The sequence below is a fragment of the Micromonospora saelicesensis genome (assembly GCF_900091575.1).
GTDB classification, from domain to species: Bacteria; Actinomycetota; Actinomycetes; order Mycobacteriales; family Micromonosporaceae; genus Micromonospora; species Micromonospora saelicesensis.
Genome location: NZ_FMCR01000007.1, coordinates 194370 through 215754, shown reverse-complemented (window position 1 = coordinate 215754; position 21385 = coordinate 194370). Strand labels below are relative to the sequence as shown.

Here is a 21385-nt window from a genome sequence, read left to right as displayed (position 1 = left end):
GACTCGGGCCGGCGTCTACCGGGTGGTGCTCGCCACGGCGCGGGAGCGCCACAGCAGCCAGACGAAGTACGGGGTGCCGATCATGGCGGTGACCAGGCCGGCGGGGATCTGGGCCGGAGCGATGACCGTCCGACCGAGGGTGTCGGCGATGCTGACCAGCGCCGCGCCGAGCAGGGCGGCCACCGGGAGCACCCGGGAGTGCCGGCCGCCGACGAGCGCCCGCGCGGCGTGCGGGGCGACCAGACCGACGAAACCGATGACCCCGACGGCCGAGACGGCGGTGGAGGTGAGCAGCGCCGCCGCGCCGAGCGCGATCAACCGGGTGCGTTCCAGCCGGACGCCCAGCACCCGGGGGGTGTCGTCGTCCAGCGCCATCAGGTCGAGTTCCCGGCGGGCGGCGACCACGGCCGGAGTGAGCACCAGCAGGGCGATCAGCACCGGCAGCACCTGGGTGGGCATCCGGCCGTAGGTGGAGCCGGACAGCCAGGTCAACGCCTTCCCGGTGTTCCACGGGTCGAAGGCCACGACCAGGTAGGTGATGACCGCCATGCCGCCCTGCCAGGCGCCGAAACCGATCAGCACCAGTCGGTCGGAGCTCAGTCCGCCGCGCCAGGCCAGGCCGTAGACCAGGGCGAACGCCAGCATCGCGCCGAGCCCGGCGACGCCGGAGACGGCCCACACCCCGGCCAGCGGCACGAAGGTGAGCAGGGAGACGGCGCCGAGCCCGGCGCCGGCGGTGATGCCGAGGATGCCGGGTTCGGCCAGCGGATTGCGGCAGACGGCCTGCACTGTGGTGCCGGCGACCGCGAGCGCCGCGCCGGCCAGGACCGCCGCGGCGACGCGCGGCCACCGCTGGTCCAGCACAAAGGTGTACGCGGGCCCTGTGGTGCCGTTGACCCAGTTGACGACGTCGCCGAGCAACACCCAGGTGTCACCGGCGAGCATGCCGACCGCCACGGCGCAGACGGTCAGGACTGCGGTGACGGCGACGACGCCGCGGTGGAAGGCGGCGGAGCGGACGGCCGCGTGCCCTCCGGGCGGACGACGGGTGGGGCCGGCGTCGCGGTGCCGGCGGGCCAGCCAGATGAGGATCGCCGCGCCGAACAGGGTGGTGACCACGCCGGTCGGGATGTCGACCCCGGCCTGCCCGCCCATCACGGCCCGCAGCAGCACGTCGGAGCCGAGCACGATGACGACCCCGGCGATGCCGGACAACGGCAGCAGGATGCGGTGCCGGTGCACGCCCGGCACCACGGGGGCGAGCAGCCGGACGATCACCGGTGCGCACAGGCCGACGAAGCCGACCGGGCCGGTGAGGGTGACGGCCGCGGCGGAGAGCAGCACGGCCAGCACCATGACGGTGAGCCGGGTGCGCCGCACGTCGAGACCGAGCACGGTGGCGGTGTCGTCGCCGAGGGCGAGGATGTCGAGGCGGTGCCCGAGCAGTACGAGCACGATGGTGGCGCCGACGATCACCGGAGCGAGTTGGGTCAGCGCGGTCAGGTCGCTCTGCACCAGCGAGCCGTTCCCCCAGGCGAACAGCCCGATGGTGGCCTGCTCGAACAGGAGCAGCAGCAGGGTGGTCACCGACCCGAGCGCCAGCGCGGTCGCCGAGCCGGCGAGGATCAGCCGGGTGGTGCCGGCCTGCCCACCGGAGGACATCGCCATCACCAGGCCGGCGGCGGCCAGCCCGCCGCAGAAGGCGAGGCCGCCGGCGGGCAGCGCGGGCAGCGAGACGCCGAACGCGGCGACGGCGACGATCGCCAGGTGAGCGCCCGCGTTGACCGCGAGGGTGTCGGGGGACGCGAGCGGGTTGCGGGCGATCGACTGCAACGCCGCCCCGGCGAACCCGAGCGCCACGCCGATGGCGAGCCCGGCGAGCAGCCGGGGCAGCCGGGACGCGACCAGGACGCGGGCGGCCTCGTCGTCCGCGCCGGTCGCGAGCCGCAGCAGGTCGAGGGCGCCGACGTTCGAGGTGCCCTGGGTGAGGTGCACCGCGCCGACCACGAGCAGCAGCAGGATCGCGGCGACGAAGACGACGGCGACGCGGGGCACGGCCCGGCGTCCGCCCGGAGCCGGCCGGGTGGCCGGCTCCGGGCGTGGGGGCGCGTTCAGCACGCTCACACCGTGTACGTCTTGACGAGTTCGTCGATGTACTGCTTGCCGGAGAGCGGACCGCCGAAGGTCCAGATGCCGTTGGGCATCTTGTGCAGGTTGCCCTTCTGCACGAAGGGCAGCGACTTCCAGATGGCGTTGCCGGCGAGACCGTCGGCGAACACGTCGTCGCCGTCGGAGGCGTTGTAGAAGAGGTGCATGTTGGGGTCCTTGAGGACCGTCATGCCCTCGACGTCGGTCTGGCCCAGGCCCCACACCTCATCGGTCTTGCCGGTCCAGGCGTTGGTGAGGCCGAGTTGGATGCCGATCTGGGAGACCAGCGCGCCAGTGCCGAACATCCGGATGCTGACGGTGCTGCCCTCCTTCCAGCCGTCGGCGATGGCGAACGGACGGCCGGCGGCACCCACGTCGGCGATCTTCTTCTTGCCGTCGGCGATGGCCGCGTCGAAGTCGGTGAGCAGCTTCTCCGCCTCGGTGGTCTTGCCGACCGCTTTCGCGATCATGTTGAGGTCGGTGCGCATCCGGCCGAGGTTGTCGGTGGCGTCACTGCCCTTGGCGACCACCACGGGCACGAACTTCTCCAGCTGACTGACCATGGTGGCGCCCCGGTCGTCCTCCATGACGACGAGGTCGGGCTGGAGGGCGACGATCGCGTCGACGCTGGGCTCGCCGCGGACCCCGACGTCCTTGACGCTCGGGTCGAGCTTCGCGGAGGTGACCCAGGTGCCGTAGCCCTTGGGGTCGGCGACACCGACGGGCATGACGCCCAGGCTGACCAGCAGCTCGACCTCGCCCCACTCAAGCCCGACGACCTTGGTCGCCGGCGCCTTGAGGGTGATCTCCTTGCCCCGGCTGTCGGTGACGGTGACCGGGCCGCCGGCCGCCGAGGCGGAGGTGTCGGGGGCCGCGGCGTTCTCGGTGGTGCCGCAGGCGCCGAGCGTCAGCGCGGCCACGACGGCGATGAGGGCGGTGAAACGGGTACGGGTCATGACGGTCTTTCTCTGCTGTGGATGGGGGTGTTCAGACCAGGGCGCGGATCTGGTGCCGCCCGACCGGGCGGGTGGTGACCAGTCCGCTGAGCGGATCGGTGGTCACCTCGATGCGGATCCCGTAGGTCTCGGTGAGGGCGTTCTCGGTGAACACCGTTGCCGGGGTGCCGGTGGCGCGGACCCGGCCCTGCTGCAACAGGACCACCTCGTCGGCCACGGCGGCTGCCTGGTTGAGGTCGTGCAGCACGACGCCGACGGCGACGCCGTGATCGTCCGCGAGGTCACGGACCAGGTCGAGGATCTCCACCTGGTAGCGCAGGTCGAGAAACGTGGTGGGTTCGTCGAGGAGCAGAACCGGGGTGTCCTGGGCGAGGCAGGTGGCCAACCAGACCCGCTGCAACTCGCCTCCGGAGAGTTCGTCGACGGGACGGTCGGCCATCGCGGCGACGCCGGTGACGTCCATGGCGCGTGCGATGGCGGCGGGGCCGTCCGGGTCCTCGGTACGCCAGCGCCCCCGGTAGGGGTGGCGGCCGTAGCCGACGACGTCGCGGACGGTGACTCCGCTGGGCACCGGCCGGCTCTGGGCGAGCAGGGTGACCCGCCGGGCGAACTCCCGGGCCGCGAGGCTGGCGGCCGTGACGCCGTCGGCGAGGTGCACGATTCCGGCCTCGATCGGGTGCAGCCGGGCCAGGGCCCGCAGCAGGGTGGACTTGCCACTGCCGTTGGGCCCGACCAGTGCGGTCACGGCACCCGCGCGGAGGTTGATCACGGCACCGTGCACCACCGGCACACCGTGATAGCCCAGACGGAGGTCGACGCCGGACAGGCTGCGCTCCCCGTTGACCGACGCCAACTCGTTCTGCATGAGGTTAGGCTAACCTAACCAAATGACGCCGTGTCAAGCCGGTCGCGGGGCCGTGACCGGCTTGGCGGACCGGTGGTCGTCGGGTCCGTGCGCGCGTGGGGGATGCTGGGTCCGTGCAGATCGCGACCCTCGGCCCACTCGCCATCGACGGCCAGCCCGTTCGGGGTGAACGGCTCGCGGCGGTGCTCCGCGCGCTCGTCGACGCGCGGGGGCGGGCGGTCTCCGTGAACCTGCTCGTGGACGCCGTCTGGGACGGAGTGCCACCCGACGACGCGACCGGCGCCGTCCAGGCGCTCGTGTCCCGGGTGCGCCGTCTCGGGCTGCCCGTGGTCGCGGTGCCGGGCGGATACCGGCTGCCCGCCGAGGGGATCACCGTCGACGCGGTCGAGGCGCGCGCGCTCGTCGATCAGGCGGGCACCGCGCTCCGGTGCGGTGACGTCCGTGCCGCCCGCGGCCTGGCCGATCAGGCGCGGGCCCTGTTTCCCGAGGTGCCGGAGTTGGCCAGCGCCGAGGACACCCGCCTGTTCGCAGAGGTCGCCGCGCTGCGCGCGCAGGCGGCACTCGCCGGCGTGGGCCCGTTCGACGAGGTCGACCTGGGCCGACTCGTCGCGCGGACACCGCCGGACGAGCCGTCCGCCGCCCTGCTCGTCCGGGTGCTTGCCGCGCAGGGACGGGAGGCGGAGGCGCTGGAGGTGGTCGAGCGGCTGCGCGCCGACCTGGCCGACCGCTACGGCACCGACCCGTCGCCCGTGATCACGAGCGTCCACCTGGCGTTGCTGCGCGGTGAACTCACCGCACCGCCCGCCGCGGCGCCGCCGCCCCGGCAGCAGGCGCGGATCACGCTGCCCGCCGCGTGGCGCCGCCCCATGGCCGCCCTCGTCGGACGGGAGCGGGACGTCACGGCCGTCACCGACGCGCTCGCCGAGACACCCGTCGTGACGATCGTGGCGACCGGCGGGGCGGGCAAGACCCGGCTCGCCGCAGAGGTGGCCAGGCGTACGGCGGCGGGTGGGCGGGCGGTACGCGTGATCGAACTCGCCGGTCTGCGCTCGCCCGACGAGGTGCTGCCCACTGTGCTCGCCGCGTTCGGCGGTGCGGACACCACTGCCACCGGCGGCAACCTGGGCCTGGAGCGGCGGGTCCTCAGCCCCGAGGAGCGGCTGCGCGCCGTGGCGCCGGACCTGGACGGGCTGGTGGTGCTGGACAACTGCGAGCACGTGCTCGACGCGGTGGCCGTCGTCGTCGCCGACCTGGTCGCGGCGGCCTCGCCGGAGGTCGCGGTGCTTGCGACGAGCCGCGCCCCACTGGGCCTGGTCGGCGAGCTGGTGCACCGGCTGACCGCGTTGCCGGACGCCGACGCGCTCGCGCTGGTCGAGTCCCGGGCACGGGCCGGTGGCGCCGTACCAACCTGGGACACCGAGCGGGCCCTCGCCCTGTGCCACCGGCTCGACAACCTGCCGTTGGCCCTCGAACTGGCCGCCGCACGACTGCGGCACATGCCGATCGACGACGTGCTCGCCGGGCTGACCGACCGGTTCGCACTGCTCGACGACGCCCTACGCGGCCTGCCCGAGCGGCACGCGAGCCTGTGGGCGCTCGTCGACTGGAGCAGGGAACTGCTCGCCGAGGCCGACCGCGACCTGCTCCAGCGGGTCGCGGTCATTCCCGCGCCGTTCACCGCGGACCTCGCCGCCGCCGTCGCGCAGGCCCCGGACGTCCGTCGCGGCCTGGCTACCCTCGTCGAGCAGTCCCTGTTGACCCTGGTCGAGGGGGACGGTCCGCCGCGCTACCGCATGCTCGAAACGGTCCGCGAGTACGGCGAGGCCCGGCTGGACGCGGCCGGTACCCGGGATCAGGCCATGGCCGGCCTGGTCAGGTGGGCGCGGGAGCAGGCCGTCGCGCTGGCCGGCCGCTTCATCGGCCCCGGCCAGGTCGAAGCGCTGCACCGCTGCGCCGCCGAGCAGGACAACCTGGTCGCCGGCCTGCGGTGGGCAATGGGAGCGGACGACGAGCCCGCCGCCGTCGACGTCGCCACCGCGCTGTTCCACCTCTGGTCGGTGCGGGGCCTGCACCTGGAGGTCCTCGCCTGGGCGCGCGGGCTGCTGCACATCGACGACCCGCAGCGGCGGCTGCGGTCGGCGATCCTGCACGGCGCGGCCAGCGGCCGGCCACTGCCCGACGCCGACCGGCTGGCCTGGATGTGCGTGGTGATCAGCGTGAACGCCGGCGTCAGCGGCGATCTGCGGCCCGCCGTGCTCGCCCGGAGGGCGCTGCGGACGCTCCAGACCGAACGTCCCGGCGAGGTGTCGTCCCGGATGGCCGCTCTCGCGTCGGCGCTGCCCGGCTTCGACGCGTCCGACGTGGAGCAGAGTCTGAAGAGCGCGACCGAGATGGTCGTGCACCCGGACCCGTACGTGCAGGGGCTGGGGCTGTTCGCACGTGCGGCGGTACGGGAGAACGGCGGCCTGCCGGAAGCGTCGATCAGCGACGCCGAGCAGGCCTACCACCGCTTCGAGGCCGCCGGCGACCACTGGGGCATGGCGATGGCGGCGGGTGCGGTCGGGCAGTTCCTGGTCCCGGGCGGCGATGCCCGGTCGGCCGAGTGGCTGACCCGCAGCGTCCGGCACATGGAGTTGGTCGGCGCCACGCAGGACGCGCGGTCGATCCGGGTACGGCTGGATGTGCAGCTCGCCCTGACCGGCGACGCTGAGGCGGAGCGGCGACTGGGCGAGACGGCCGCGCTGGGCCAGGCCGAGCAGATCGACGCCGCGCAGGCGCTGCTCGGGCTGGCGCACCTCGCCTGGCAGCGTGAGCGGTACGACGAGGCGCTCGCCCACGCCGACGAGGTGACGCGCGTCCTCGCCGGCTGGGTCGGGCCGCAGCCGCAGCCGCGCGTGATGCTCCGGGCCACGGCGGCGATCATCTACCTGCGCGTGGCCCAGGTTGGGCGGGTGTCGGGCACCGACGCCACCATCCAGGCGGCCGCGATGCTGTCGCTCGCCCGCGATGACGCGCTGACCTCACGCGACCTGCCGGTGATCGGGGCGTGGGCGTCGGGCGGCGCGGAGTTCGCGGCGTACCGGGGTGACGTCGACACCGCCCGCGAGCTGGCCGTACTCGCGAAGCGGATCGGCACCCAGATCGAGATGTTCTTCCCCTTCGAAAACGGCGAACGGCTCAACGCCATCCTCGGGAACGAGGAGCAGCGTGAGCCGTTGCTGGCCGCGTGGCGCGAGCGGCCACCCGCCGCGGCCGTCAGCCGGATCCGCGAGCTGATGGACGACCTGCTCGCCTGACTCAGATCTTCTTGCGGTACGCCCGCAGCGCCAGCGGCATGAACACCGCAACGAAGCCGGCGCACCAGGCGAGCGTCCACCACACGTGGTTGCCCAGTGGGGTGCCGAGGAACAGCCCGCGTACCGACGCCACCAGATGGGTCATTGGGTTGACGTCCACGAACGCCTGCATCCAGCCCGGCAGGGTGTCGGCGCCGACGAACACGTTGGACGCGAAGCTCAGCGGCATGATCAACGCGAACATCACACCCTGCACGGCACCCGCGGTCCGCACCTTCATCGACACCAGCACCGGCAGCCAGCTCAGGCAGAGCGCGAACAGCACCGCGAGCAGACAGCCGGCGATCGCCCGGAACGGGTCGGTGTCGATCCGGAAACCCATCACGTAGCCGATCGCGAGCGTCGACACGGTGACGATGACGTACCGGACGACATCGCCGAGGACCGCGCCGACCAGTGGTGCGGAGCGGGGGATCGGCAACGACCGGAACCTGTCGAAGATGCCCTTGGCGATGTCGGTGTTGAGGTTGACGCCGATTGCGATGGCGCCGGTCGCGATCGTCTGCGCGAGGATGCCGGGCAGCAGGAACTGCAGGTAGTCGTGGGTCGATCCGGCGACGGCGCCGCCGAAGACGTACACGAAGATGATGAGGAACAGCACCGGTTGCAGGGTGACGTCGATGAGCGCCTCGGGCGTACGCCAGGTCTTGATGAGGCTGCGCTTGGCGAGCGCCAACGAGTGCCGGACCAGCCGGAACGGCCGCGGGTTCGGCGCGGAGTTCGAGAGCGCGCGGCTTCTCGTGGGCGCTGTGTCGGTCAGTGTGCTCATGCCGCGACCTCCGTGGGGCGGGTGGTGTCGTCTTCGGATGCCGTACGCCCGGTGAGGGTGAAGAACACCTCGTCGAGGCTCGGCAGGTGCAGGGAGAGTTCGGTGACGGCGATGCCGGCCGTGGCGAACCGCGCGACGCTCTCGGTCAGGGCCGCGTCGTCGGTGACCGGCACCGCGAGCACGCCCTTGCGGATCTCGTCGGCCTGCGCGCCGGAACCGACCTGGGTCAGGATCTCCGCGGTGCGGGGCAGCTGAGCCGGATCGGACGGCCGGACCTCAAGGGTCTGCCCGCCGACCACCCGCTTGAGCCCTTCGGGCGTGTCGTGCGCGATGACGCGGCCGTGGTCGATCACCGTGATCGCGTCGGCGAGCGCGTCGGCCTCCTCCAGGTACTGGGTGGTCAGCAGCACCGTCGAGCCGTTGTTGACCAGGGAACGGACCACGTCCCACATGTCCTCGCGCTTGGCCGGGTCGAGCCCGGTCGTCGGCTCGTCCAGGAAGATCACGTCGGGGGAGCCGACCAGGCTGGCGGCCAGGTCCAGCCGCCGCCGCATGCCGCCGGAGTAGGTCTTGGCCGGACGGTTCGCCGCATCGGTCAGGTCGAACCAGTCGAGCAGTTCGGCGGCCCGTCGCCGGGCGCCGGCGCGCCCCAACTCCAGCAGGGTGCCGAACAGCTCCAGGTTCTGCCGTCCGGTCAGGTCCTCGTCGACCGAGGCGTACTGGCCGGTGAGGCCGATACTCTGTCGAACGCGTTCGGCGTCCCGTACCACGTCGAAACCGCTGATTCGGGCGGTCCCGCCGTCCGGGGTGAGCAGGGTGGAGAGGATGCGTACGGCGGTGGTCTTGCCGGCGCCGTTGGGCCCGAGCACCCCGAGCACCGTCCCACGGGGTACGGCGAGGTCCACGCCCTGAAGCGCCCTCGTCTTCCCGAACGTCTTCACGAGGCCCTCGGCCTCGATCACCAGGTCAGCTGTCATGAGCCGAGTCTGCGCGGGCCCGCTGACACCGCCCCGACACGCCACCGACACCGGCTGACACGGGCTGACACCGGGACTGGGAGGGAGGGCCGCCAGGGTGTGCACATCCACACCGACGGTCGGCGTCACGATATGCTGGCCACGGCAGAGCGCCTGCCAGCGCCCGATGTGGTGGCCCACGCCTGACCACATACCTGGGGCCAAGAGTCTCCGACTCCGCGCCGACGTGTCGACTCCCGGCGTGCCGGTCACGCCGCCCGTTCGGTGGAGGGCGTGGGGCTGCACCGGAGGCGTCATGTCTGATCCCATCCCCCGACGGACCCCGGCCCCGGGACGCGCCCGCAAGCGCGCCATCCGGGAGCATGCGGCCCGGGCTGGCGTCGCCTACTCGGAGGCGGCCCGGCAACTCGAGTTGGTCGGCCTCCGGCCCGGCGAAACCCTTTCCAGGTACGGGCGGACGATCTATCCGATCGGGTTCGACCCGCATCGCCAACTCCTCGTCGACCGCCGTGAGCGGCGGTCGTTCGAGGAGCGGGTGTCGGACACCAGGCGGGCCGCGATCCTGCCTCATGGTCGCGCGCGGCACCTCGTCGAGCGGTTCCCGCCCAGCCGTGGGCGTACCGGCAGCGGGGTGGGCTCGCTCTACCACGGCGAGGGCCGCGAAGAACTGCTCGCGATGCTGTACATCGTGATCGTGGCCGAGTCGCCAGGGTTGCTGCCCGAGGTGGGGGACCTCGCCTGGATCGCGGAACTCGGCGAGGACACCGCGCTCGACACGGCCTGCGCCGACATCGACCGCGAGGCCCGCCGCCTGCTCGACCAGGAGCCACTGGCCCTCTGGTCGCGCATCCAGCAGGCGCTGACCGTGGCCGAACGCATCGTGGACGGGCAGGTCCGCCAGGAGGCGATCCGGCAGACCGCGCTGTTGAGCACGATGATGACGCCGCGTCTGGGGTATGCGGGCGAGCCGTACGTTCCGGGGCTGCCCGTCGCCGGTGCCCGGCAGATCCTCGACGCGCTGCTCATCGTCGCCGACGACGGACACGCGCCGGGCACCCGGGTACGCCTGCTCACGCAGCCGCACGACGCGCGATCGGCCACGATCATCGGTGCCCGGTGGGGTTCGTCCGGTCCGCCGGTGGGCTATCTCGTGTGGCTCGACGGGGCGACGGCGCCGCTGTCGGCCCACCCCGACGACCTGATTGTCCTGGCCGACCAGGAAATCACTCCGCGCTGAGCCAGGGCCCACCTCGGTGGTGGGCGCAGCCGGTGGCCGTCGGTGGCCATCGGTCACGGACGGTCACCTGCGTCGGGGCGGATGCGGTCGTGAGCGGTATACCTCAGAGTCATATTCATACCTCTGAGGTATACCGCTCAACAGCACAACGACATGGCGGGCCAGTCAGAGCGCACACCATCAGCCCCGTCTCGAGTGAGGACTCACTCGTCCAGCCAGGGGTAGGTCCCGGTCAGCGTTCAGTGGTCTGGGGACCAGGCACCACGGGCACAGGCCGGCCGGGCTCCCTCGCGGGGAGCCCGGCCGGTGCGGTCGGCGCCGTCGTAGAGCTGTCCGGAGCGCAGCGGGGGGAGGTGCTGCGGCGGGAGAGGTACGGACGGCGTGACCGCGCTCCGCGCGGTGGTCCACCTGCTCAGCTCGGTAGGCGGCCCCGCGTGGAGACGAAGTGGTACGACATGACGGCGAATCCGGGGTCACGGAGCAGCCGTCGGAAGGCGTTCAGCTGCTGGGGCGACAGCCCGGCCGCCAACAGGTCCGGTTCCAACTGGCGGGAGTTGGTCTCGTAGAGCGATGTTCCGGTCGACCCGCCGGCCCAGCTCTGCGAGTGGGTGATGGTGTCCAGGTCGGTCAGACCGGCGAGGGCCATCTCGGTGTGTACGTCCTGCGCCCAGCCCAGGTCGGCGCCGTGGTCCTCCAGGACACCCATCATGGCGTCCATGACCTGCGCGAAGAGCTTCGCGGCGTCGTCGGTCGGGGCGGTCAGCACCCGCTGCGGCGCGGTGCAGTCGAACTCCTCGACCACCAGCCACCCGCCGGGCGCCAGCGCGCCGGTGAGCGTGCGCAGGACCCGTCGTCGGTCGGGGAGGTGCAGCAGCACCAGGCGGGCGTGGATCAGGTCGAACGCGTCCCCGGGTGGCGGTTCGGTGCGCACGTCGTGCTGGCGTACGTGCAGGTTGCCCTCGGCCACGAGGTGCGTGGGGTCGATGTCCGTGGCCAGCACGTGCCCGTCGTCGCCGACCGCGCGGGCCATCCGCCGGGCCATCGAGCCGCCACCGGCCCCGACCTCCCAGCAGGTCGCGCCCGGCTCCAGCACCGGGCGGGCCAGCCGACGTGTCGTGATCGGATCCAGGAAGGACTCCAGCGCGTGCATCTGGGGAACGGCGTCGGGTGCGCCGTTGTCGAACGTGTAGGTGTCATCGCTCGTAGCGGTTGTCATCGGTGTCTACCTCTCCGTGAATGGTCGGGTGACTACGGGGTGTCGGCCCAGAGCCGAGGGGTCGATCGGTTGGCCGGGGGCGGCGCAACGGCGGCGACACTCAACATCGCCGCCAGTGGGGCCGGATCGCGGCGGGCCTCCGCGGTCGGCCGGTCGTAGACCACCCGGCCGTACTCCAGCACCGCCACCCGGTCCGCGAGTTCGATGGCGTGCTGGAGTTGCTGCTCCACGAGCAGCACGGTCAGACCGTCGGCGGCGAGACCGTTGACGAGTTCGCGGACCCGCGCCGCCAGATCGGGCGAGAGGCCCTCGCATGGTTCGTCGAGCAGCAGCACCCGGGGTTGGCCGAGCAGCGCACGGGCTATCGCCAGCATCTGCTGCTCGCCGCCGGAGAGTTCGCAGCCGCGGTGTCGCAGCCGCACCGCCAGCCTCGGCAGCAGTTCCAGGGTCCGGGCGACCGTCCAGCCCTCACCGCCCGAGGTGCGGGCCCGCCACGGCGCGGCCGCCAGGTGCAGGTGCTCGGCCACTGTCAACCGGGAGAAGACCCGACGGCCCTGCGGGACGAGACCGACGCCGGACTGGGCGATGCGATGTGGTTGTCGGCCGGCGACGTGCACGCCGCCGATCTCGATGCGACCGCTGGATGCGCGAACCAGCCCGGCGATGGTGTGTACGAGGGTGCTCTTGCCCGCCCCGTTGCGGCCCACCACGGCCTGGATGCTGCCCGGGCGTACCCGCAGGCTGACCTCGTGCAGGACGATTCCCCCGCCGTAGCCGGCGCAGAGGCGATCCACAGTGAGCATCAGGCCACCCCATCGGCGTAGGCCTGCCGCACCAGCGGCGAGGTACGGATCTCGTCCGGTGTGCCGGCGGCCAACGTCTGACCGTCGCGCAGCACCGTGACCGTGTCGGAGAGGGCGTACACCAGGTCCAGGCGGTGTTCGACCAGCAACACGGCGACCGCCCTGGGTAGCGCCTGAAGCAACTCGACCAGCCGGCCGACCTCGATGGCGGACAGCCCGGCAGCCGGTTCATCGAGGAGCAGCAGGCGAGGCCGACCGGCCAGGGCCATGGCGATCTCCAACTGGCGTCGTTGCCCGTGCGCGAGATGCCCGGCGGGCACCGCCGCGACGGCGGTGAGTCCCATCTGGTCCAGCAGCGGACCGGCCAGGCGCTGTGCGGCGCGTCGGCGCCCGCCCGGCCACCACCGGCGGCGTGGGATGACCCGGGGCAGCGCGGCCACCACGACGTTCTCCGTCGCGGTTAGCGTCGGAAAGACCGCGGGTCGTTGGTGGATGCGGTTGATGCCCCGCCGGGCTCGGGCCGCCGGGCCGAGCCGACCGACGTCGCGTCCGTCGAACCGAACCGTGCCGCGTTGCGGCCTGGTGGACCCGCCGAGCACGTTGAGCAGGGTCGTCTTGCCGGCCCCGTTCGGGCCGATCAACGCGTGCCGCTGGCCGTCGTGGATGCGCAGGTCCACGCCGTCGAGTGCGGCGAGCGAGCCGTACCGCACGCTGATCTCCTGGGCTTCCAGCAGGCCGGTCATCGGTGCAGCTCCGCAACGTTCGTCTGATCAGGGGCGGCTGGCTGGTCCGACTGGTGCGCCGGGGCGTTCGGCGGGCGCAGCCGACCCCGCGCCCGGTTGACGCCGGTGGGCAGCAGGTAGACCGTCGCCACGAACAGCGCGCCCAGCACCAGCGGCGCGTGGCCGGGCAGCACCCCGAACAGCCAGTCCCGGACGGCGATGACCAACGCCGCACCCACCAGGGCGCCGCCCACCGAGGCGGTGCCTCCGATGACGACACCGAGCAGCAGCAGCGCGGACGTGTCGAAGCCGAAGTCGGCGGGGGAGATGTACTGCTGGGCGACGACCAGGAGCGAGCCGGCGGCACCGGCGACCGCCCCGGCGGCGATGTGCGCGCCGGACAGGTGCAGCGCCACCCGGTGACCGCTGGCCCGCAACCGCATCTCGTCGTCGCGGCCGGCGCGCAGCACCAGCCCGGCCCGGGTACGCAGCAGCACCAGTACCGCGCCGACCAGCGTGGCCACGACGGCCAGCGCGTACAGGTAACGGGCCTGATCGCTGGCCAGGGCCGGGAGCCCCCAGAACGGGCGGACCGCGGGGATGCCGGCCAGCCCGTCCGTGCCACCGGTCACCGACCGCCACCGCCCGAGGACGATGACGACGAGTTCGCCGATCGCCAGGGTGATCATCAGGACGATCACCCCTCGGGCGTGTACGACGAGCGGCACGGTCAGCGCGGCCAGCAACGCCCCGGCGGCCGCCGCGACGACGAGCTGCACGACGCCGACGTCGGAGACTCGGCTGCCGACCACGGCGCAGGCGTAGGCGCCCGCCGCGTACGGTGCGGTCTGGCCGAGGGTGGGCATGCCGGCGACGCCGGTGAGCAGCGCCACGCTCACCCCGACCAGGGCCAGCGCCAGCGTCCGGGCGAGGATCGACGTGGTGTAGTCGTCGACCACCCAGGGCGCCACGACCAGGCCGACCAGGACGAGCGCCGCGATGCCGCCCCGAACTCGCCGGATCACCTCGCCTCTCATGCCGACCTCCACCTGCCGGCCAGGCCGCGCGCCCGCACGGCCAGCACGGCCGCCATGGCGGCGAACAGCAGAAACGGCGCGGCGGACGGCAGCAACGCCACTCCCAGCGTCTGGATCTCGCCGATCGCGAGCGCCGCCAGCAGGGTGCCTGCCATCGACCCGAGACCACCGAGGACGACCACCACCAGGGAGAGCAGCAGTACCGTGTCGGCGGTGCCCGTGCCGGGACCGATGATGGGGGCGCCCAGGACTCCGGCCGCGCCGGCCAGCGCACCGGCGGCGGCGAGCACACCGGCCCGGATCCGCGCCGGACTCACGCCCAGGCAGGCGACCATCTCCGGGTCGTCGACGGCAGCCCGGACCAGCATCCCGGCCCTGGTGCGTCGCACCACCAGGTAGAGGGCGGCGGCGAGCACGGCGGCGACGACGATGAACACCAGCCGGTACGCGGCGTAGCGGTGACCGGCGACCATCACCGATCCCTCCAGGGCTGCGGGCACCTGGACCTGCGGGTTGTCGGGCCCGAAGCCGGCGACGAGCAGGCTGCCGCCGGCCAGCGCCACCCCGAACGTCAGCAGCGCCTGACTCAGGTGGTTACCGGTGGCGACCGGTGTGAGGAGGCCGGCCAGGAGCACCCCCGCCGCGGCGGCGGCCAGCACACCGACGGCGAGGGCCAACGCCAGACTCGCCCAGCCGCCGTCGAGCAGCGCCGCGGCGGTGTACCCGCCGATGGCGTAGAGCAGGCCGTGCGCCAGGTTGAGGATGTTGGCGACGCCGAAACAGAAGACCAGCCCTGACGCGGCGACGAACACGAGCAGCCCGTAGGCGACTCCGTCCAACGCCGGGATCAGGTACGGGTCGATCCGGTTCGTGCCGGCCGCCACCGCTGTCACCGGCCGACGGTCGCGAGGTCACCCACGACGGTGTTGGACAGCGCCCGGCCGTCCTGGCGGACCTGCCGCAGGTACCACTTCTGCACGGGGGAGTGCGTGGTGGTGGAGAACTGCCAGGTGCCGCGCGGGCTGGCGATCTGGCCGAGTTGGCCGATGGCCGTGTTGATGGCCTCGGGGGTCGGGTCGCTTCCGGCCGCGCCGATCGCCCGGTCCAGCACCGCCGCCGCGTCGTACGAGGCCAGCGCGTAGGTCGTCGGCGAACCGTCGTGCTTCGCCTTCCACGCGGCCACGAAGGCGCGGTTCTCCGCGTTGTCGAGGTCGGGCGAGTAGTTGAGCACCGAGTAGATGTCCCGGGCGGCCTCGCCCTGCGCGTTGAGCACCCCGCCCTCGGTGAGGAACCCGGCCGCGTACAACGGGATGTCCTTGATCTCGGACTGCGCGTACTGCTTCACGAAGTCGACGGCGGCGCTGCCGGCGTAGAAGGTGTAGACGGCCGCCGCGCCGGATGCCTTGATGCGGGCGAAGTACGGGAGGAAGTTGGTGGTGGCCGGGAACGGCGTGAAGGTGGTCTTGCCGTCGGCGTTCGCGAGCTTGCCGCCGATCTTGCCGAACGCGTCGGTGAAGCCGCGCAGCTCGTCCCAACCGCCCTGGTAGTCCGGGCCGATCGCGTACACGGAGCCCTTCACGTTGTCGCGGACGTGCTGTGCGATCGCCGCCCCGGGCTCGTCGGAGAGGTACGAGGTGTGCCAGACCCGGGAGACGTCCTTGAGCTCCGGCCGGCCGTTGGAGCCGACCAGTGGCACCTTGGTCTCGTTGAGCACGGGGGTGACTCCGGCGACCGAGCCGCCACCGACGATGCCGGTGAGCGCGGAAACCCGGTCCTGCTTGAGCAGCTTGGTCGCCGCCGGGACAGCGGTCTGGGCGCCGTTGCCCTCGTCCGCGACGATGAGGTCGACCTGCCGGCCGCCCAACTTGCCGTCGTGGGTGTCCAGGTAGAGCTGGAAGCCGTCGCGGATCTCCGTACCGACGGCCTGGTACGTGCCGGACAGCGACGCGAGCAGGCCGATCTTTATCGAGCCGCCGGCGCTCGTGCCCGGAGCGTCGTCGCCACAGGCCGTGCTGGTGGTCAGCACGGCGGCGAGCAGCGCGGCGGTGAGGGCACGGCTGCGCCAAGGCGTGATGAGAGGCATGTCTGACTCCAGAGGAAGGGGAAGGGGTCTCCGGCGTGGGGGCGCCGGGGTGGTCAGCGGCTGCGGGCGAGCGCCGCTCGTGCAGCGGGGGTCAGCGCGTCCCCGATGCGGTTGGCCAGCTCGGTCATCTCGTAGGAGACCTTGCCCACGTCACACTCGGGCGCGGCGAGCACCAGCAGCGAGGCGCCGTCGTTGAAGGCCATGGAGAACATGAACCCGCCCTCGAGCTGGGTGACGTTGGAGATCACCGCGCCGGCGTCGAAGAAGGCCGCCGCCCCCCGCAGCAGGCTGACCAGCCCGCTACCCGTGGCGGCCAACTGGTCGGCCCGGTCCGGTGGCAGGTCGCGGGTGGCGGCCACCATCAAGCCGTCGCTGGAAATGGCGATCGCGTGGCTGACCTCGGTCGCGCGCGCCGCGAAGTTGTCCAGCAGCCAGCCGAGATCCTGTTGGTCGGTCACGTGCTCTCCTGTCGCGTCACTTGTTGCCGAGGTTGATCGGGGTACGCCGTCGGTTCGCCACGCCCCTCGCGTACGCGGCCATCGCCGTCGCCACCTGCGCCGGGTCGCGGTACTCGGACCGTTGCTGCTGCTGGGGCACTGTCACACCGCCGGGCACGAGGTGCCGTTGTGGCTGTCGTTTGGGCAGGCCGGAGTTGGTGGTCGTGGCGACCTCGGGGGTGTGCGCCTGGGCGGCCGTACGCCAGGCGTCGTCGGCGGGGCTGGACCACTGCTGGCCGTTCTGGCCGTTCTGGCCGTCCTGGCCGTCCTGGCCGTCGACGACGTCGTTCTGGAACCAGTGGTTGACCTGTTCGAAGATGAGCAACTCCTCGGTGGGCGCGTCACCCCGGTCCGGGGGTGGGGGAGCCGGTCGGAAGACCGGCGCGGCCGGCAGGGTCCGTTCGGCCGGCGGGCGTCCGGCGGTGGGTTCGGGGCGCGGCTGGTACGGCGGCGGAGGGCTGGGCGTCCGCGCTGCCCGCCGTGACAGCCGGCCGGGTGCGAGCAGGTACTCCTCCGGTGGCAGCGACCGGATGATCGCCGCGGGCAGTGTCGCCTCGGCGAGGATGCCGCGTCGGGGGCCGCGTCGCAGTTGGACGGTGGCGCCCAGCCGGGCCGCGAGCTGGCCCACGACGACCAGCCCCATCGCCCGTACGGCGGCCACGTCGATGGCCGGTGGGCGGGCCAGTAGCTCGTTGAGTTGCTGCATCCGCTGCGCCGACAGCCCCACACCTTCGTCGCTGATCTGGACGATGACGCGGTCTCCCAGGCTCCGGCCGCTCACCCAGGTCTCGCTGCCCGGCGGCGAGTACGTCGTGGCGTTGTCCATGAGTTCGGCGAGCAGGTGCACGACCTCGTCGACGGTCTTGGCGGCCACCGCGACGTCCCCGTCGATCATGCCGAGCCGGACCCGCGCGTAGTGCTCGATCTGGGACAGCGCCGCCTGGAGCACCTGTTGCAGCGGAACGTCGCGCTGACGTACGCGACCCACGCCGACACCACCGAGCACCAGCAGGCTGGCGTTGATCCGGCCCATCCGGGTCGCCAGGTTGTCCAGTGTGTACAGCTGGTCGAGCCGGTCGGGGTCGGTCTCGTCCCGCTCGACCAGGTCGACCTGGGCCAGGACGGCGTCGACCAGTCGCTGTTCGCGGCGGCTCAGGTGGATGAAGATGTCGGCGGTGTTGGCGCGCATGACGGCCTGTTCGGCGGCGGTCCGCACGGCGGCCTGGTGCACCGCGCTGAACGCCTGACCCAGTTCGCCGATCTCGTCGTCGCTGGACGGTTCGAGGGCGGCACTGGACTGCTGGTGGGCCAGCTTCTGTGGGTCGACGGTGGCGCTGCCGGGCTGTTGGAGCTGGGCCACCACGGCGGGGAGCTGTTCGAAGGCGACGGCGTTGGCGGCGTCCCGTAGCCGGCGCAGCCGTCGGGTGATCTGCCGTGCGACGGCCCAGGTCACCAACGCGGTCAGGATCAGGGCCAGGAGGACGCTGACCGCCTCGGCCACGGCCCGGCGGCGCTGGTCGGCGTGCGCGGCCCGAACGTCGTCGCGGACCGCGTCGTCGACCCGGGCGCGCAGGTCGGCCAGCCGGGCGGCGCGTGTCTGGGTGGTGGACACCCAGGCGTCGGTCTCCAGTTTCAGTTGCGACCCCGGCTGGGCCCGGGACACCTCGTCCTGCATCCGTTGCAGGGCGAGCGCCTCCTTGCCGGTGCCGGCCTGCTCCCACCAGATGCTCCAGTCGGGTGGGGCCAGGGCCAGGAACGACAGGCTCGACTCGGTGTAGCTGGTGCGGGCGGCGGTGATGTCCTGCTGCATGGCAGGGGTCAGTTCGCCGCCCGCGACGGCGCGCAGCACGGCCACCTGTTGCTGACCGATGGCCTCCGCCGTCTTCGACAGCGCCGCCGAGGCCCGGATCCCGTCGGCGAGCGGAGCGTCCACCACGCCGTGTGAGACGTTCTCCCGGAAGTTGATGAGGTCGGCGATCGCGATGCGGTAGCTGAAGGTCATTGCCGACACCGACGCGTGCGTGGCGGTGCGCACCTGGGTGCGCAGCGGGGCGAGGCCGTCCAGAGCCGCGTCGATGCGCCGCAGGAGAGCCGAGCTGGTGCCGTTGTCGGTGGACAGTCGGTCACGCTGCCCGCGGTAGCGGACGACGGCGTCATCGGTGGCGGCCATCTCCACGCCGAAGGCGTCCTGCTGCTCCGGCCGGGCATAGGTGAGCAGGTCGGCGGCGGCGATGCGTTCGCGTTGCAGGCGGTAGGCCAGGTCGCCGGCCTCGGCACCGACCTGCGCCAGGACCTGCAGGTCGCTGGCTCGGGCCGTCTGGCGTGCGCTCTCGGTCAGCGCGAGACCGGCGAAGCCGATCACGGCGACGAGCGGGGCCGCGACGATGAGCCGCATCCGGCCGGCAATCTTCCAACCGCGTCGACGGGTCGGGTAGGGTCTGGCCGCGTGGGACCGGGTGCTCGACGCCAAGATTGACTCCCACGACTCGTCGATGACGGTCTATACGCACGTTGCCGAATGCAAGTCCCATTCGGCCGGAAGCCGCGCTCGTAGACCAGACCTGGCCGTGGTACAAACTGCCCGTACCAGCATCTGTACCCAACGTCAGCGACCGGTGACGCCCCGGGGTCGAGCCCGATTCGTCGGGTCAGCGCTGGTTGTCGAGGGGTTCGGCCGATGGCTGCCGTCGCTCCGGTTCATCCCCTTCGGGTTGACCGTTGAGCACCTGGCCGATCAGCTCACGCAGCTCGTCGATCGCGTCCACCACGGCGCCCGGGTCGCGCGCGTCACGCCGTCCACGCTGACGCGGCACCTGCCGATCCAGTCGAGCCGGTTCCGGAGCGCGGGGGCCTCGACGACCGTCGGCCGCCAACTGCTCGGCCGCGACCTGCGGCCACAGTGCGGCCAGCCGGCCGCCGGTGCCGAGCACGTCGTCGCAGCGCAGCGCGAACTCGTGACTGCCGAACCGGCGACCCGACTCGACCGCCGCGACCGTCTCCCGGCTGAAACGCACCAGGTCCGCCAGGGCTCGTTGGGTCAGGCCCCGTTGGACGCGGCAGTCGCGCAACTCCCGTCGGAACCGCTGACTGGCCGCAGAGTGAGCCGAGCTCGACGGGGACGTGTGCTCCATGCGCTCACCTTCGTGGAACGGACATTCAGCGGCGGACACCAGATCGAGATTGGCCGATGAGCTGAACATTCACAGAGGGCAATTCTTAACCCATGACGCGATGGGTGTGAAGACGTTCACCGGCATGGATCGTCGGGAAAAGCGGGAAAGGTGCGTGCCGGACCGGGGTTCCGGCGCCGAGGCGCGCCGGGTGGAACGGGGTCGACGCCGGCCTCACTCCACCCTCGACCCGTCCGCAGGTCAGCACCGCTGATGCCCGTGCCCGCTCAGGCGGCGTGCACTTCGGCCGTCGCGCCACCCCGTACCGCCGGTACGTCCGCGGGTGTCGGAGCCTCGATTATCGCGAGCAGCGTGCGGTGCGCACGAAATGCGACATTGGGTTTGTACGAGCGATGTTGCTCCGGTGACAGCCTCAGCCCGGGAATGGCTTCGGCGAGCCGGCTGAGGGCGATTCCGGCCTCAAGCCGCGCCAATCCCGCGCCGATGCAGAAATGTGGACCGTGGCCGAACGACAGGTGATTGCCCACATCGGCCCGGTGTGGGTCGAACCGGTCCGGGTCATGGAACGCCGCCGGGTCCCGGTTCGCCGCTCCGATCAACAGCAGGCAACGCGCCCCGGCGGGGATCGTCACCGCCCCCACTGTGGCATCCCGGGTGGTCACCCGCAGCCAGCCGTCGATGGCGGGCGCGAAGCGCAGCGTCTCGCCCACGAAGGCGGGGACGAGCCCCGGGTCCGCGGTGATCGCCGACCAGCGCTGGGGAGCGGACAGGGCCTGGTCGAGGGTGTGCGCGAGCAACCCGGCGGTGGTCTCGTGGCCCGCGACCAGGAGGTTGAAGGCAAGGCTCGCCACCTCGGGCACCGTCAGCACGCTGTCGTCGTCGTCCCGGTAGTCCAGGGCGCGGCTGATGAAGTCCTCGCCCCGGTGTCCACTGTCCAGCCGCTGGCGGACCAGGTCCTCGCAGTAGTGCCAGAACTCCAGCAGGCCCTGGGCCAGGCGTACCTGCTCGGCCGGGTCCGGCTGCCCCCAGATCAGGGCGATCTGGCCGTCGGCCCAACTCCGGATGCGCCCGATGTCGGCGTCGGGCACCCCGAGGATGTCCAGGACCACCAGCAGGGGAAGCTCGGTCGCGAACTCCGGGATCAGGTCGACCTGATCGCCCTGGCGGGCGGCGAGACGGGACACCAACTGGTCGACCCGGCGTCGGACGATCTCCCCGTACTCAGCCTCGACCCGCTCGGCGGTGTTCGCGAAGGTCGCCCGTAGGGCCCGGCGGGTGCGCGGGTGCGCCGGTGGGTCCGCGGCGGCCGTCGTGGGTGGCGCGTCGATCTGCATGATCACGTTCAGTGCCGACGGACACACCTCGTAGACCGGGGCGAGGGTGAGGGCGTTGGCGAATGTCGTGGTGTCGGCGAGGGCCCGCCGGACGTGTGCGTGCCGGCTGATCAACCACAGGCCCAGATCCTCGGCGTAGTGCACCCCGTCGGGATCGTCGAGAATGCGCCGCCACATGCTTGCCGGATCGGTGAGATAGAGCCCGGTGAACGGATTCAACCGCATGGAAAGCCTCCTGATGCACGCGGGGCGAA

General features: G+C 72.2%; 17 protein-coding genes. 2 read left to right on the top strand and 15 right to left on the bottom strand.

Annotation, left to right across the window (positions count from 1 at the left end; translation table 11 throughout):
• Positions 1-15 precede the first annotated feature (15 nt).
• From GA0070561_RS27420 to GA0070561_RS27410, 3 genes are read right to left on the bottom strand one after another with little or no spacing between them, the layout of a single operon-like run.
• The gene (locus tag GA0070561_RS27420) at positions 16-2115 is read right to left on the bottom strand and encodes a Fe(3+)-hydroxamate ABC transporter permease FhuB (protein ID WP_091407368.1); all 2100 of its coding nucleotides are present in this window, start codon (positions 2113-2115) and stop codon (positions 16-18) included.
• Between the two features lie 5 nt (positions 2116-2120).
• The gene (locus GA0070561_RS27415) at positions 2121-3104 is read right to left on the bottom strand and encodes an ABC transporter substrate-binding protein (protein WP_091406884.1); all 984 of its coding nucleotides are present in this window, start codon (positions 3102-3104) and stop codon (positions 2121-2123) included.
• A gap of 31 nt (positions 3105-3135) precedes the next feature.
• Entirely contained in the window at positions 3136-3969 is an 834-nt protein-coding gene (locus GA0070561_RS27410) for an ABC transporter ATP-binding protein (RefSeq protein WP_091406882.1), read from the bottom strand.
• A 113-nt stretch (positions 3970-4082) separates the two neighbouring features.
• Between GA0070561_RS27410 and GA0070561_RS27405 the strand changes: the two genes are divergently transcribed.
• Positions 4083-7265, top strand: coding sequence for an ATP-binding protein (locus tag GA0070561_RS27405; RefSeq protein WP_091406880.1), 3183 nt, complete (start codon positions 4083-4085; stop codon positions 7263-7265).
• Position 7266: 1 nt separating this feature from the next.
• Here GA0070561_RS27405 and GA0070561_RS27400 read toward each other — a convergent pair whose 3' ends face one another.
• Both GA0070561_RS27400 and GA0070561_RS27395 read right to left on the bottom strand, forming a co-directional pair.
• Positions 7267-8094 (bottom strand): ABC transporter permease, encoded by an 828-nt coding sequence (locus tag GA0070561_RS27400; RefSeq protein ID WP_091406877.1) that lies wholly within the window; start codon positions 8092-8094, stop codon positions 7267-7269.
• Complete coding sequence (locus tag GA0070561_RS27395) at positions 8091-9071, bottom strand: ATP-binding cassette domain-containing protein (RefSeq protein WP_091406875.1); 981 nt, start codon at positions 9069-9071, stop codon at positions 8091-8093. The genes GA0070561_RS27400 and GA0070561_RS27395 overlap by 4 nt, the downstream gene beginning before the upstream one ends.
• A 295-nt stretch (positions 9072-9366) precedes the next feature.
• On the opposite strand from GA0070561_RS27395, the gene GA0070561_RS27390 reads away from it, so the two are divergent.
• Positions 9367-10308 (top strand): hypothetical protein, encoded by a 942-nt coding sequence (locus GA0070561_RS27390; RefSeq protein WP_091406871.1) that lies wholly within the window; start codon positions 9367-9369, stop codon positions 10306-10308.
• A 412-nt stretch (positions 10309-10720) separates the two neighbouring features.
• Here GA0070561_RS27390 and GA0070561_RS27385 read toward each other — a convergent pair whose 3' ends face one another.
• From GA0070561_RS27385 to GA0070561_RS27340, 10 genes are all read right to left on the bottom strand, one after another.
• Positions 10721-11524, bottom strand: a complete 804-nt coding sequence (locus GA0070561_RS27385) for a class I SAM-dependent methyltransferase (protein ID WP_091406869.1) — start codon at positions 11522-11524, stop codon at positions 10721-10723.
• 32 nt (positions 11525-11556) lie between these two features.
• The gene (locus tag GA0070561_RS27380) at positions 11557-12327 is read right to left on the bottom strand and encodes an ABC transporter ATP-binding protein (protein WP_091406868.1); all 771 of its coding nucleotides are present in this window, start codon (positions 12325-12327) and stop codon (positions 11557-11559) included.
• Positions 12327-13070 carry an ABC transporter ATP-binding protein gene (locus GA0070561_RS27375; RefSeq protein ID WP_091406866.1) on the bottom strand — a complete coding sequence of 248 codons (744 nt, stop codon included), beginning with the start codon at positions 13068-13070 and terminating at the stop codon, positions 12327-12329. Before GA0070561_RS27375 ends, GA0070561_RS27380 begins: the two co-directional genes overlap by 1 nt.
• On the bottom strand, positions 13067-14086 hold the full coding sequence (locus GA0070561_RS27370; RefSeq protein ID WP_141710463.1) for a branched-chain amino acid ABC transporter permease: 1020 nt from the start codon (positions 14084-14086) through the stop codon (positions 13067-13069). The genes GA0070561_RS27375 and GA0070561_RS27370 overlap by 4 nt, the downstream gene beginning before the upstream one ends.
• A complete protein-coding gene (locus GA0070561_RS27365) occupies positions 14083-14979 on the bottom strand; it encodes a branched-chain amino acid ABC transporter permease (RefSeq protein WP_091406860.1) in 897 nt (298 codons plus the stop codon). Before GA0070561_RS27365 ends, GA0070561_RS27370 begins: the two co-directional genes overlap by 4 nt.
• On the bottom strand, positions 14976-16169 hold the full coding sequence (locus GA0070561_RS27360) for an ABC transporter substrate-binding protein (protein WP_091406857.1): 1194 nt from the start codon (positions 16167-16169) through the stop codon (positions 14976-14978). The genes GA0070561_RS27365 and GA0070561_RS27360 overlap by 4 nt, the downstream gene beginning before the upstream one ends.
• Before the next feature lie 53 nt (positions 16170-16222).
• A complete protein-coding gene (locus GA0070561_RS27355; RefSeq protein ID WP_030490280.1) occupies positions 16223-16627 on the bottom strand; it encodes a roadblock/LC7 domain-containing protein in 405 nt (134 codons plus the stop codon).
• Positions 16628-16643: 16 nt separating this feature from the next.
• On the bottom strand, positions 16644-19061 hold the full coding sequence (locus GA0070561_RS27350) for a sensor histidine kinase (protein ID WP_091406855.1): 2418 nt from the start codon (positions 19059-19061) through the stop codon (positions 16644-16646).
• Positions 19062-19314: 253 nt separating this feature from the next.
• Positions 19315-19797 carry a helix-turn-helix transcriptional regulator gene (locus GA0070561_RS27345; protein ID WP_167362501.1) on the bottom strand — a complete coding sequence of 161 codons (483 nt, stop codon included), beginning with the start codon at positions 19795-19797 and terminating at the stop codon, positions 19315-19317.
• A 266-nt stretch (positions 19798-20063) separates the two neighbouring features.
• Positions 20064-21356 (bottom strand): cytochrome P450, encoded by a 1293-nt coding sequence (locus GA0070561_RS27340; protein WP_091406849.1) that lies wholly within the window; start codon positions 21354-21356, stop codon positions 20064-20066.
• Positions 21357-21385 lie beyond the last annotated feature (29 nt).